Genomic DNA, 12,285 nt, shown 5'->3' with positions numbered 1-12,285 from the left:
TCGCCGGCACCCGCCAGCGGTGATCATCACGAAAGGAAGAACAATGACGTTTGCACGTAAGAAGATCGCGGGGTTCGCGGCGGTCGCCGTGGCCGCAGCGCTCGTGCTGAGCGGCTGCGCCGACACCAGCGGCGGATCCGGAGGCTCGGGTTCAGAGGGTGAAGGCGGATCCGACAACCTCGCGATCACGTTCCTGCCCAAGAACCTCGGCAACCCGTACTTCGACACCTCGAGCGAGGGCGGCAAGACCGCCGTCGACGAGTTCGGCGGCACGTTCGCCGAGGTCGGTCCGGCCGAGGCCACCCCCGACGCCCAGGTCAGCTACATCAACACCGCGACGCAGCAGGCCGTCGGCGCGCTCGTCGTCTCGGCGAACGACCCGAAGGCGATCTGCGACGCGCTGAACGAGGCCCGTGACGCCGGCGTCAAGGTCGTCACCTTCGACTCCGACACGAACCCCGAGTGCCGCGACCTGTTCATCAACCAGGCCGACTCCGAGGGCATCGCCAAGGTGCAGGTCGACCTGATCGCCGACCAGATCGGCGGAGCCGGCGAGGTCGCGATCCTGTCGGCATCGGCCAACGCGACGAACCAGAACGCCTGGATCGACCTGATGAAGGAGTATGTCGCCAGCGAGTACCCCGACATCACGATCGTCGAGACCGTCTACGGTGACGACGACGACCAGACGTCGTTCGACAAGACCGCTGCGCTGCTGCAGAGCCACCCGAACCTGAAGGGCATCATCTCGCCCACCACGGTCGGCATCGCGGCTGCGGCGCGGTACGTGTCCACCTCGGACTACAAGGGCAAGGTCGCCATCACCGGTCTCGGCACGCCGAACCAGATGCGCGAGTACGTCGAAGACGGCACCGTCACCGCGTTCGCGCTGTGGAACCCTGCCGACCTCGGCTACCTGGCCGCGTTCGCCTCCAAGGCGCTGATCGATGGTGAGATCACCGGCGAAGAGGGCGACACCTTCGAGGCCGGAGACCTCGGCGAGTACACGGTCGGCGCCGACGGCGTCGTTCTTCTCGGCGACCCGTTCGAGTTCAACGCAGACAACATCGGCGAGTTCGACTTCTGAGTCGAGTTCGTGAGGGGCGTCGGGGCTTCGGCCTCGGCGCCCCTTTCCGTGTGCGCCGCGGTGTGCGTTCTCCGGCGCCTGACAGGGCGGGCATCCGCAGCCGCACAGGGATTCGCACCGGCATCCATCGGGGATACGGGCGGTCGGATGAGGGGCTGCGACGGGCGTGAGGGAGTCAGCGCGGGTCGAAGCGCTCCGGTTCGTGCGTCGCGGCGACGAGGGCGCGCAGCTCCTCGAGGGATGCCGGGGCGGCGCCGAGAGCCCGTGCCTGCACGAGCACGTTGCCGAGGGCTGTCGCCTCGACGGGGCCGGCGAGCACGGGACGGCCGGTGCGATCCGCGGTGGCCTGGCACAGCAGACGGTTCAGCGAGCCGCCCCCCACGAGGTGGATGCTGTCGAGTTCGCGCCCTGACAGATCGGCTGCCGTCTGCACGGCATCCGCGAAGGCGGTCGCGATCGACTCGACGATCGACCGGGCGAAGGCGGGTCGCGTCGTCGGAGCCTCGGCCCCGAGCAGTGTCGTGATGCGCGCGGGCATGTCTCCCGGTGCGCTGAGCGACGCGTCGTTCGCGTCGAAGAGGGGCACGTCTTCTGTCACGGCGGATGCCGCGGCCAGCAGCTCGGGCAGGTCGATCCGCGAGCCGTCCTCCGCCTCCCACGCGCGCACGGTCTCGCTCAGCAGCCAGAGTCCCGTCACGTTGTGCAGGAAGCGGTAGCGACGGTCCACGCCGAGCTCGTGCGTGAAGTTCGCCTCGCGCGCGGCATCCGTCAGCACCGGCTCGGTCAGCTCGACGCCGACCAGCCCCCAGGTGCCGCACGAGATGTAGGCGGAGTGCGGGGTCGACAGGGGAGCGGCGACGACGGCGGATGCTGTGTCGTGCGACCCGACCGCGATCACCGGCAGCTTCTTGCCGATGCGCTCGACCAGGTCCGCGCGGAGTGTGCCGATCGTCTCGCCCGGATCGACGAGTGTCGGCAGGATGCGCGTCGGGATGCCGATGCGCTCGGCGAGCTCGGCGTCCCACTCGCCCGACTCGACGCCGAGGAGCCCGGTGGTCGAGGCGTTCGTCCGCTCGGCCACCGCTGTTCCGGTGAGCAGGAACGCGATGAGGTCGGGAATGAGCAACGCGGTGTCGGCGTCGGCGAGGCGGGCATCGACGCGGTACTGGTACAGCGTGTTGAACGGCAGGAACTGCAGTCCGTTGCGGCCGTAGAGCTCGGCGAAGGGCGCGACCGTGTGCACCTCGTCGACGCCGCGCGCCGTGCGCGCGTCGCGGTAGTGGAACGGCTCGGCGAGGAGTTCGCCGTCTCGCAGCAGGCCGTAGTCGACGGCCCACGAGTCGATGCCGACGCTCTCGATCGCCGGTTCGCGCCGTACTGCCTCGGCGAGCCCTGCGACGACGTGCTCGTAGAGAGCGCCGAAGTCCCAGTGCAGACCGTCTTCGCGCTCGACGGGCCCGTTCGGGAACCGCGAGACGAGTTCGAGGTCGAGCCGGCCGTCGCCGATCCGGCCGATCATGACGCGACCGCTGGTCGCTCCGAGGTCGACGGCGGCGACGGACCGCACCGTCATCGCAGGAACGCCGCAGCGACGCCGGAGTCGACCGGGATGTGGAGACCGGTCGTGCGGCTCAGCTCGGGACCCGTCAGCACGTAGACGGCATCCGCCACGTTCTCGGGAACGACCTCGCGCTTGAGGATCGTGCGGTTGGCGTAGAACTGGCCGAGGTCCTCTTCGGCGACACCGTAGGTCGCGGCACGGTTCGCGCCCCAGCCGGAGGCGAAGATACCCGAGCCGCGCACGACACCGTCGGGGTTGATGCCGTTGACGCGGATGCCGAACTCGCCGAGCTCGACGGCCAGCAGCCGCACCTGGTGGGCCTGGTCGGCCTTGGTCGCCGAGTAGGCGATGTTGTTGGGGCCGGCGAAGACGGAGTTCTTCGACGAGATGTAGATGATGTCGCCGCCGAGCTTCTGGTCGATCAGCACGCGGGCCGCGGCCTTCGACACGAGGAACGAGCCCTTCGCCATGACGTCGTGCTGCAGATCCCAGTCCTTCTCGGTGGTCTCGAGCAGCGGCTTCGACAGCGAGAGACCGGCGTTGTTGACGACGAGGTCGACGCCGCCGAACGCGAGCACGGCGTCGTTCAGCGCCGCCTGGATGGCATCCGCATCGGCGACGTTCGCCGCGACGCCGATCGCGACGTCGGTGCTGCCCAGCTCGGCGGCGGCCGCCTGTGCCTTCTCGAGGTCGAGGTCGGCGATGACGACGCAGGCGCCCTCTGCGGCGAGGCGGGTGGCGATGGCCTTGCCGATGCCGCTGGCGGCTCCGGTGACGAAGGCGATGCGTCCCTGGTGCGACTTCGGCTTCGGCATGCGCTGCAGCTTGGCCTCTTCGAGCGCCCAGTACTCGATGTCGAACTTCTCGGCGTCAGAGATGGGCGAGTATGTCGACAGTGCCTCGGCGCCGCGCATGACGTTGATCGCGTTGACGTAGAACTCACCGGCGACGCGGGCGGTCTGCTTGTTGGCGCCGTAGGAGAACATTCCGATGCCGGGCACGAGCACGATGAGCGGGTCGGCGCCGCGGATCGCGGGCGACTCGGCGGTCGCGTGCGCGTCGTAGTAGGCCTGGTAGTCGGCGCGGTACTCGGTGTGCAGTTCGTGCAGACGGGCGATCTGCTCATCGGCGGATGCCGTGACCGGCAGGTCGAGGATCAGCGGCTTGACCTTGGTGCGCAGGAAGTGGTCGGGGCAGCTGGTGCCGAGAGCCGCGAGTTCAGGGGCGCGCTCGGAGGCGAGGAAGTCGAGGACGACGTCGGAGTCGGTGAAGTGGCCGACCATCGGCTTGTCGGTCGACGCGATCCCGCGAATGGTGCCGGCGAGGGCCGCTGCGCGCTCACGCCGCTCGGCCTCGGGGAGTGCCTCGAAGCCGGCACGGACGCCGCCGAACGGATCGGCCTTGCCGTTGGCCTCGATGTAGGCGGCCGCGGTGTCGATGATCCAGAGGGAGTTGGCTTCGGCCTCCTCCGACGTGTCGCCCCAGGCGGTGATGCCGTGGCCGCCGAGGATCGTGCCGATGGCCTGCGGGTTCTTCGCCTTGATGGCGGCGATGTCGAGTCCGAGCTGGAATCCGGGGCGACGCCACGGAACCCACACGACCTTGTCGCCGAAGATCTTCGCCGTCAGCTCTTCGCCGTCGGCCGCGGTGGCGATCGCGATGCCCGAGTCGGGGTGCAGGTGGTCGACGTGCGCGGCGTCGACGAGCCCGTGCATCGCGGTGTCGATCGAAGGAGCTGCACCGCCCTTGCCGTGCAGGCAGTAGTCGAACGCGGCGACCATCTCGTCCTCACGGTCGAGGCCCGGGTAGACGTCGACGAGTGCGCGCATGCGGTCGAGGCGCAGCACGGCGAGACCCTGCTCTGTGAGCGTGCCGAGGTCTCCACCCGAACCCTTGACCCACATCAGCTCGACGGGCTGACCCGTGACGGGGTCGGTCTCCGTGCCCTTCGCCGACGTGTTGCCACCGGCGTAGTTGGTGTTCTTCGGGTCGGCGCCCAGGCGGTTCGACCGCTCGATGAGGGCGGCGGCGGTGGGGTTGGTCATGGCTGTTCCCTGTTCTGTGGAGACGTGGCGAGGATGCGGGCGGCGAAGCGGTCGATCGATGCTGTCGCTGCCGCGAGTTCGGGCTGATTGAGGTGGCCGTGGCGGGTGCCCGCCTCGGTCGAGATGTCGATTTCGACGCCCGCGTCGCGCAGCAGGGCGCCGAACGCCTCGCCGGAGACACGGAGCTCGTCGACCTCGCCGTTGATCATGATCGTGGCGGGGAAATGCGAGAGCTGGGCGGGGGACGCTGTGCCGGGCACGGCGTAGACGTCGCCACCGTCGACCGGCCCGCCGAGGTAGTTCTCGTACATGCCGCGCACCGGGTCGGGGCCGAACACGTCGGCATCGGGGTCCGCGTCGAGAGCGGCGCGCAGCGCAGCATCCGGGGCTGCCTGCACGGCGTGGAGCGTCGGATAGGCGAGCACCGCGAGCGCAGGGAAGGGCCCGGGACCGTGACTGAGGCGCAGTGCCGCGCCGGCCGCGAGGTTGCCGCCGGCGCTCGCTCCGCCGATCGACCACGGCCCCTCGGTGAGGCCGGAGTCGACCGCCCAACGGAATGCGGCCTCGACCTCCTCGGAGGCGACCGGGTAGTGCACGCCCTCTCGCTCGGGTGCCCCGGCTGCCGCAGCCCAGGTGCGAGGGAAGGGAGCCAGCGCGTAGTCGACCGACACCACGGCGATGCCGCGCTCGGCGAAGCTCTGCGCGACCCAGTCGGCCTCCGGCATGTCGATCTCACCGGCGGCGAACCCTCCGCCGTGCACCCAGACGAGTCCGGGGCCGACGGGAGAGGTCGGGGTGTACACCCGCACGCGCAGCGGTCCGTGCGGTCCGTCGAGCACCTGCTCGTTCACGGTGTCATCCGTTCTGTCGGGGGGCGTCGGGATGCGGGGATCGGCTCCCGCATCCCGACGGGTCGGGGTGCGGGCTCAGGCGCCCCAGCCGGCCTGCACGCCACCGACGCGGTCGGCGGCGATCTTCTGCTGGTAGCCCGACTCGGCGTAGGCCGCCATCGGGTCGGCTGCGAGGCCGCGCGACTCTCGCCATTCGGCGAGCGCGGGGCGCACGTCGGTGTAGAACGCGTCCATGAAGACGGCGTTGGCGGCGAGCACGTCGCCGGACTTCTGCGCCGCGGTCAGGGCGTCGCGGTCGACGATCAGCGCACGCGCCGTCATCTCCTGCACGTTGAGCACCGAGCGGATCTGACCGGGGATCTTGTCCTCGACGTTGTGGCACTGGTCGAGCATGAACGCCACATCGGGGTTGTTCAGGCCGCCGCCGCGCACGACCTCGAACAGGATGCGGAACAGTTGGAAGGGATCGGCCGCGCCCACGATGAGATCGTCGTCGGCGTAGAAGCGCGAGTTGAAGTCGAACGACCCGAGCTTGCCGAGGCGCAGCAGCTGCATGACGATGAACTCGATGTTGGTGCCGGGTGCGTGGTGGCCCGTGTCGAGGCACACCATGGCCTTGTCGCCGAGGGACGAGACCTGGGCGTAGGACGTGCCCCAGTCGGGAACATCGGTGTGGTAGAACGCCGGCTCGAAGAACTTGTACTCGAGCACGAGGCGCTGGTCGTCGCCGAGGCGTGCGTAGATCTGCTGCAGCGACTCCTGCAGGCGGTCCTGACGGCCGCGCAGGTCGGCCTGCCCCGGGTAGTTCGAGCCCTCGGCGAGCCAGATCTTCAGGTCGCGGCTGCCCGTGGCATCCATCACGTCGATGCAGGCGAGGTGGTGGTCGATCGCCTTCTGGCGGATCGACGGGTCTTCGTGGGTCAGCGCGCCGAACTTGTAGTCGTCGTCCTGGAACGTGTTGGAGTTGATGGTGCCCAGGGTCACGCCGAGGTCCTCGGCGTGCTTGCGCAGGTCGGAGAACGAGTCGACCAGGTCCCACGGGATGTGCAGGGCGACCGAGGGTGCGAGCGCCGTGTACTTGTTCACCTGCGCGGCATCCGCGATCTTCTCCCACGGGTCGCGGGGCGTGCCGGGCGTGCCGAACACCTTGAAGCGCGTGCCGGAGTTGCCGAACGCCCAGCTGGGGAGTTCGATGCCCTGCTGTTCGAGGGCGGCGAGGTTGTCGGACGAGAGGGTGCTCATGAGGCGCTGCCTTCGGTGTCGGTGCGGTTGTCGATGTCTGATGCGGGGGAGTCGCCGGCGTCGGCGAGCTGGTCTTCGAGGTGGAACACCTCGGCGAGTGCGGTGGCGGCCTGGTCGGGGCGTCCGTCGAGACCGATGAAGAATCGGCTCATCTCGGACTCCCAGCGCGCGGCGACGGGGGAGGCGGCGAGATACGCCTGGGCGGCGGCATCGTCGTCGGTCTCGTAGTAGCCGACGAGCGTGCCGCCCTCGGCGAGGAACAGCGAGTAGTTACGGCGGCCGGCGGCCGCGATCTCGGCCAGCATCTCGGGCCGGACCGGCGAGTGACGGGCGAGGTATTCGTCGAGCAGTTCAGGACGCACCTGCAACTGGAACGCGACGCGGGTCATGATGGTTCTCTCTTCATCGAGCGGATTTTGAATCGTTTCATTCAATGTCTCAACCCTAGACACGGGCGAGCGACGTGTCAAGCGAGCGTCAGCGGTCACATGGCGGTGATGACCGCGTTGTCGAGCTGATCGGCGTCCACGCCCGGGCGCACGGCCGCGTTCGTGAGCAGCACCCAGCAGACGCCCGCCGTCGGGTGCACCCAGAACTCCGTGCCCGCCCACCCGCCGTGGCCGAAGACGTCACGGTCCACCAGCCCCGGCGCTCGTGAGCGCAGGTTGAACGTGAAGCCCCAGTCCTGACCGCGCTCCGAGGGGTACGGGTCGAGGCGGGGGATCGCGCCGGTCAGCGGGCGGAGCATCATGGCCAGTCCCGCCGGAGACAGGATGCCGTCTTTCGCGCCCTGGCCGATGCGCAGCAGCTCGGCGCCGAGGTGCAGGAGATCCTCGGCTCTGCCCAGGAGTCCTGCGCCGGGAGCACGCGTGGCGTGGAACCGGTCGAGGTCGAGTCCGCCGACCGCGGCATCCGGAACCCCGAGGGACTCGCTCGGGTCGAGGGTCAGGCCGATCGCGCCGATGCGATGCGCCCAGTCGAATGTGCCGGCATCCCAGGTCGAACCGGTCGCGTGCTCGATCAGCGCCGCGATCCCCTCGAAGGCCAGGGTGGAATACCGCGACGCGGTGCCGGCGGCGAAGTCCCGCCCCTGGCTGAGCAGCTCGTCGCGCAGCGGAAGCGCGGTGTCGAGAGCCGGCTCGGAGATCCCCGAGGTGTGGGACGCGAGGTGCCACAGCCGCACGATGTCGTCACGAGAGGTGCCGAACTGCGGCAGGGCGTCGGCGAGCGGAGTGTTCGGGGTGAGCAGACCCCTCTCGATGGCGCGCGTCGCCGTGATGCCGGTGAGCACCTTCGTGATCGAGAACAGCGGATACACGGCATCCGTCGCGGCCCCGAAGCCCTCGAGGTCGACGATCCCGTCGGCGGTGGCCATGCCGAGCACCGCTGTCGGCAGGCGCTCCGCCTGCACGTGACCACGTGCCCAGTCGAATGCTGCGTCGAAGGTCATGGCTGCTCCTGCTGATTCGGATGGTCGCGCTTCCCAGACGGGTGCGGTGACTCTACGATAGGACCATGGCACAGAAAGCGCTTTCCCATCCGGCCGCGCTCATCGACGGTGATCACCCCACCCGCTCCGTGCTGCGCCTCGTCGCCCGCCGTCCCTGGCGACTGACCTTCGCGATCACGGCCTTCGCGATCAAGGAGATCCCGCTCTGGTTCCTGCCGGTGATCACCGCCGCGATCATCGACGTCGTGGCGAGCGACGGCGATGTCACCGAGGTGCTGTGGTGGTTCGCGCTGGCCGCCGTGCTGCTGCTGCAGAACTACCCGAACCACATCATCTACACCCGCAACTTCATGACCGTGGTGCGAGACCTCGGTGCCGATCTCCGCAACGCCCTCACCGCGCGACTGCAGAGCCTCTCGATCGGGTACCACACGAGGATGAGCTCGTCGATCGTGCAGACGAAGGTGGTGCGCGACGTCGAGAACGTCGAGCTCATGCTGCAGCAGGTCACGCATCCGCTCCTGTCGTCGACCATGGTGATGCTCGGCGCACTCAGCATGACGGCGGTCACCGTGCCGCAGTTCCTTCCCGTGTACGCCCTCGCCGTGCCGATCGCGATCGGCATCCGCTACGGCATGCGCAATCGATCGCAGCGTCGCAACGAGGTCTTCCGGCGCGAGATCGAGACGCTGTCGGCCCGCGTCGGCGAGATGGCGTCGCTGATCCCGGTGACACGCGCTCACGGGCTCGAGGAGACGGCGATCAACCGCGTCGCGGGCGGGGCGGATGGCGTGCGCCGCGCCGGACTCGACCTCGACCTGCTGAACGGCCGGGTGGCCTCGATCTCCTGGGTCGCGATGCAGCTGCTCGGCGTCGCCTGCCTCATGCTCGCCGCCGTGTGCGCGCTCACCGGCTTCCTCCCGATCACGCCGGGCGAGGTCGTGATGCTCTCGAGCTACTTCACGCTGCTGACCGGCGGGCTCACCCAGCTGCTCATGCTCATTCCCGTCGGCGCCCGCGGGCTCGAGTCGGTGCGCTCGATCGCCGAGGTGCTGCAAGAGCCCGACATCGAGCAGAACTCCGGCAAGCGCGTCGTCTCGGCGGTCGCCGGCGAGATCGTGCTCGATTCTGCGACGCATCGCTACGCGGATGCCGACGACGACGCCCTGTTCGAGATCGATCTGCGGATCGCCCCCGGCGAGACGGTCGCCTTCGTGGGATCGTCGGGCTCGGGCAAGTCGACCCTCCTGAACCTCGTGCTCGGATTCGTCCGTCCGACGAGCGGCCGCATCGTGCTCGACGGCGCCGACATGCAGGAGCTCGACCTGCGCACAGTGCGCCGGTCGATCTCGGTCGTGCCGCAGGAGTCGGTGCTGTTCGAGGGATCGGTCTTCGACAACATCGCCTACGGCATGCCCGACGTCACGCCCGATCGCGTCGAACAGGCGCTGCGAGACGCCAACGCGTGGGAGTTCGTGAGCGAGCAGCCGCAGGGGTGGGACACGGTGGTCGGCGAGCGCGGAGCGCGCCTCTCGGGTGGTCAGCGCCAGCGTCTGGCGATCGCCCGCGCGCTCGTGCGCGATCCGCGGATCCTGCTGCTCGACGAGGCGACGAGCGCGCTCGACCCCGAGTCCGAGGGACTCGTCAAAGAGGCCCTCGAACGGCTCATGCGCGGTCGCACGACGCTTGTGGTCGCGCACCGGCTGTCGACGATCCGGCAGGCCGATCGCATCGTCGTGCTCGAGCACGGACGTATCGTCGAACAGGGCTCGCACGACGAGCTGCTCGCCGCCGACGGGCGATACGCCCGCCTGCACCTGGTGCAGAACGGCATCAGATGACCCCGGCTCAGCGTCCTGAGGAGGAACGATGACAACCGAGAAGACCCTTCGCGCGGCCCTGGTCGGCACCGGGGCGGTGGCGAACGCGCACGCCCGCGCGGTCGCCGCGTACCCGCGCGCCGAGCTCGTCGCCGTCGCCGACCTCAGCCGGGAGAAGGCGCAGGGGTTCGCCGGCCGATACGGCATCGATGCCGCCTACGGCGACCTCGATGAGATGCTCGCCGCCGAGCGCCCCGACGTCGTGCTCATCTGCACGCCGCCCGGGCCGCACCGTTCGCAGTCGCTCGCAGCCTTCGCAGCCGGCGCGCATGTGATCGTCGAGAAGCCGCCGGCACCCTCGCTCGATGAGCTCGACGAGATGCGCGCGGCGGCCGAGGCCGCGGGCAGGCAGCTGGCGGTCGTCTTCCAGCAGCGCACCGGCACGGCCGCGGCGCACGTGCGCGGGCTGCTGCAGAGCGGAGCCCTCGGCCGCCCGCTCGTCGCCGTGTGTCAGACGCTCTGGTTCCGTGACGCCGACTACTTCGCGGTGCCGTGGCGCGGCAAGTGGGAGACGGAGGGCGGCGGAACGACCCTGGGCCACGGCATCCACCAGATCGACCTGCTCGCGCACCTGCTGGGCGACTGGTCGTCGGTGCAGGGCAGGCTCTGGCGGCTCGACCGCGAGACCGAGACCGAGGACGTCTCGACCGCGACCATCGTCTTCGACCGGGGAGTGGTCGCGCAGCTCGTCACCAGTGCCGTGTCGCCGCGAGAGACGAGCTCGATCCGCATCGACACCCAGAAGGCCACGGTCACGGTCGACCACGTCTACGGCCACGGTCATGAGAACTGGCGGATCACCCCGGCGCCCGGCTTCGAGTCGGAGGCCGAGGGATGGGCGCTCCCGGATGCCGAGGAGCGCAGCGACCACGAGCCGCTGCTGCGCGACGTGTTCGACGCTCTGCTGGAGGGAGCACCCCTGCCTCCTACTGCTGATGCACCCGCACGCTCGCTCGAGATCGTGGCGGCCATCTACGCCTCGGCCGCTGCGGACGGCACGGTGATCACCCCCGAGCTGCTGGGCTCGCACCCCACGCACCGGGCCGGCTTCGCGAGTCCGGTCACCGATCTCCGCAGATGAGAGAGCTCTACCGCGACCCCGTCTACGACGGAGCCACCGACCCGCGGGTCGTGGTCGACGCCGACGGGCTGTGGTGGATGTTCTACACCCAGCGTCGGGCGAGCCTCGCCGATGCGGGACCGGGGGTGTCGTGGGTGCACGGCAGCCGGATCGGGGTCGCGACATCGACCGACGGTCTGGACTGGCGCTACGACGGAACGCTCGAGCCCACGGCATCCGATCTCGTCCTCGAGCCCGGCCCGCCGCCCGCCGAGGTCGACCGCACCCACTGGGCCCCGGAGGTCTTCTGGGACGGTGCGCGCTGGCGGATGCATCTCACCGAGATCGACGGCATCCCCGACCGCTGGCCGGGGTTCGCTCGCGCCATCGTCGAGTACGCCTCCGACGACCTGAGGCACTGGTCGAGATGCGGCCCGCTCGTGCTGAGCAGCGATCGTGTGATCGATGCGGCCGTCGCGCGCACGCCCGACGGACTGTGGCGCCTCTGGTACAAGGATGAGGCGGCGGACTCGGTGACCATGGTCGCGTCATCGCCCGACCTCGTGGACTGGTCCCTCGACGGCGTCGCGATCGGAGGACGGCCGCACGAGGGGCCGACCGTGTTCGAGCTCGGCGGTCTCTGGTGGCTGATCGTGGACGAGTGGCGGGGAATGGGCGTCTATCGCTCCGACGACGGCACGCGCTGGACGCGTCAGGGTGATGCGGATGCCGTGATCCTCGCTGATCTGCCGACCGGAGGGGTCGGCAGTCACGGCGCGCAGGTGCGCGTCGGCGACGACCTGTGGTTCTACTTCTTCGCCGCCGCCGCGGAGCGGGCTCCGGCCCACTCTGCGACGGGCGAGCAGAGGCGATCCGCCGTGCATCGCGTGGGGCTCGAGGTCGAGGGCGGGAAGCTGATCGTGAGAGGATCGAAGACCCCACGGTAATCGATGTAATCCCCGCCGCGAATTGCCGGTTGCGAAACGTTTCAATCTGGATTAGCGTGCAGGTAAGCGTTTTCCCCGCACGATGGAGATCGCATCCCGCACCACATGGACACAGGCGTTCCGCGGCCCTGCCGAACGAGGACGTTCATCAGAGAGGACAAC

General features: G+C 69.4%; 10 protein-coding genes. 4 read left to right on the top strand and 6 right to left on the bottom strand.

The annotated features are described in order from the left end of the window. Positions 1–43 precede the first annotated feature (43 nt). A complete protein-coding gene (gene rhaS / locus ACZZZQ_RS04290) occupies positions 44–1,087 on the top strand; it encodes a rhamnose ABC transporter substrate-binding protein (protein WP_463506971.1) in 1,044 nt (347 codons plus the stop codon). A 175-nt stretch (positions 1,088–1,262) separates the two neighbouring features. Here the strand turns inward: rhaS and ACZZZQ_RS04285 are convergent, their stop codons facing one another. The 6 genes from ACZZZQ_RS04285 to ACZZZQ_RS04260 form a co-directional block, all read right to left on the bottom strand. Then, entirely contained in the window at positions 1,263–2,660 is a 1,398-nt protein-coding gene (locus tag ACZZZQ_RS04285) for a rhamnulokinase (protein ID WP_463506970.1), read from the bottom strand. After that, the gene (locus ACZZZQ_RS04280) at positions 2,657–4,693 is read right to left on the bottom strand and encodes a bifunctional aldolase/short-chain dehydrogenase (RefSeq protein ID WP_400340225.1); all 2,037 of its coding nucleotides are present in this window, start codon (positions 4,691–4,693) and stop codon (positions 2,657–2,659) included. Before ACZZZQ_RS04280 ends, ACZZZQ_RS04285 begins: the two co-directional genes overlap by 4 nt. Continuing rightward, positions 4,690–5,544: an alpha/beta hydrolase gene (locus ACZZZQ_RS04275; RefSeq protein ID WP_056276823.1), complete on the bottom strand. Its 855-nt coding sequence runs from the start codon at positions 5,542–5,544 to the stop codon at positions 4,690–4,692. The genes ACZZZQ_RS04280 and ACZZZQ_RS04275 overlap by 4 nt, the downstream gene beginning before the upstream one ends. Before the next feature lie 75 nt (positions 5,545–5,619). After that, positions 5,620–6,786 (bottom strand): L-rhamnose isomerase, encoded by a 1,167-nt coding sequence (rhaI, locus tag ACZZZQ_RS04270; RefSeq protein WP_463506969.1) that lies wholly within the window; start codon positions 6,784–6,786, stop codon positions 5,620–5,622. Beyond that, positions 6,783–7,175 carry an L-rhamnose mutarotase gene (locus ACZZZQ_RS04265; protein WP_053098757.1) on the bottom strand — a complete coding sequence of 131 codons (393 nt, stop codon included), beginning with the start codon at positions 7,173–7,175 and terminating at the stop codon, positions 6,783–6,785. Before ACZZZQ_RS04265 ends, rhaI begins: the two co-directional genes overlap by 4 nt. A 95-nt stretch (positions 7,176–7,270) precedes the next feature. Beyond that, entirely contained in the window at positions 7,271–8,236 is a 966-nt protein-coding gene (locus ACZZZQ_RS04260) for a serine hydrolase domain-containing protein (protein ID WP_463506968.1), read from the bottom strand. A 65-nt stretch (positions 8,237–8,301) separates the two neighbouring features. On the opposite strand from ACZZZQ_RS04260, the gene ACZZZQ_RS04255 reads away from it, so the two are divergent. From ACZZZQ_RS04255 to ACZZZQ_RS04245, 3 genes are read left to right on the top strand one after another with little or no spacing between them, the layout of a single operon-like run. Next, positions 8,302–10,077, top strand: a complete 1,776-nt coding sequence (locus ACZZZQ_RS04255) for an ABC transporter ATP-binding protein (protein ID WP_463506967.1) — start codon at positions 8,302–8,304, stop codon at positions 10,075–10,077. A 28-nt stretch (positions 10,078–10,105) separates the two neighbouring features. After that, positions 10,106–11,197: a Gfo/Idh/MocA family protein gene (locus ACZZZQ_RS04250; protein WP_463506966.1), complete on the top strand. Its 1,092-nt coding sequence runs from the start codon at positions 10,106–10,108 to the stop codon at positions 11,195–11,197. After that, entirely contained in the window at positions 11,194–12,123 is a 930-nt protein-coding gene (locus ACZZZQ_RS04245; protein ID WP_463506965.1) for a glycoside hydrolase family protein, read from the top strand. Before ACZZZQ_RS04250 ends, ACZZZQ_RS04245 begins: the two co-directional genes overlap by 4 nt. Positions 12,124–12,285 lie beyond the last annotated feature (162 nt).

It is taken from the genome of Microbacterium sp. AC132 (genome assembly GCF_979258525.1).
This window is presented reverse-complemented; position numbering and strand designations above follow the sequence as displayed.

Excerpts from the sequence above, each read along its gene's own strand:
- ACZZZQ_RS04260 (WP_463506968.1), bottom strand. The coding sequence starts at position 8,236 with ATGACCTTCGACGCAGCATTCGACTGGGCACGTGGTCACGTGCAGGCG.
- ACZZZQ_RS04250 (WP_463506966.1), top strand. The coding sequence starts at position 10,106 with ATGACAACCGAGAAGACCCTTCGCGCGGCCCTGGTCGGCACCGGGGCG.
- rhaS (WP_463506971.1), top strand. The coding sequence starts at position 44 with ATGACGTTTGCACGTAAGAAGATCGCGGGGTTCGCGGCGGTCGCCGTG.
- ACZZZQ_RS04265 (WP_053098757.1), bottom strand. The coding sequence starts at position 7,175 with ATGACCCGCGTCGCGTTCCAGTTGCAGGTGCGTCCTGAACTGCTCGAC.
- ACZZZQ_RS04280 (WP_400340225.1), bottom strand. The coding sequence starts at position 4,693 with ATGACCAACCCCACCGCCGCCGCCCTCATCGAGCGGTCGAACCGCCTG.
- rhaI (WP_463506969.1), bottom strand. The coding sequence starts at position 6,786 with ATGAGCACCCTCTCGTCCGACAACCTCGCCGCCCTCGAACAGCAGGGC.
- ACZZZQ_RS04285 (WP_463506970.1), bottom strand. The coding sequence starts at position 2,660 with ATGACGGTGCGGTCCGTCGCCGCCGTCGACCTCGGAGCGACCAGCGGT.
- ACZZZQ_RS04245 (WP_463506965.1), top strand. The coding sequence starts at position 11,194 with ATGAGAGAGCTCTACCGCGACCCCGTCTACGACGGAGCCACCGACCCG.
- ACZZZQ_RS04255 (WP_463506967.1), top strand. The coding sequence starts at position 8,302 with ATGGCACAGAAAGCGCTTTCCCATCCGGCCGCGCTCATCGACGGTGAT.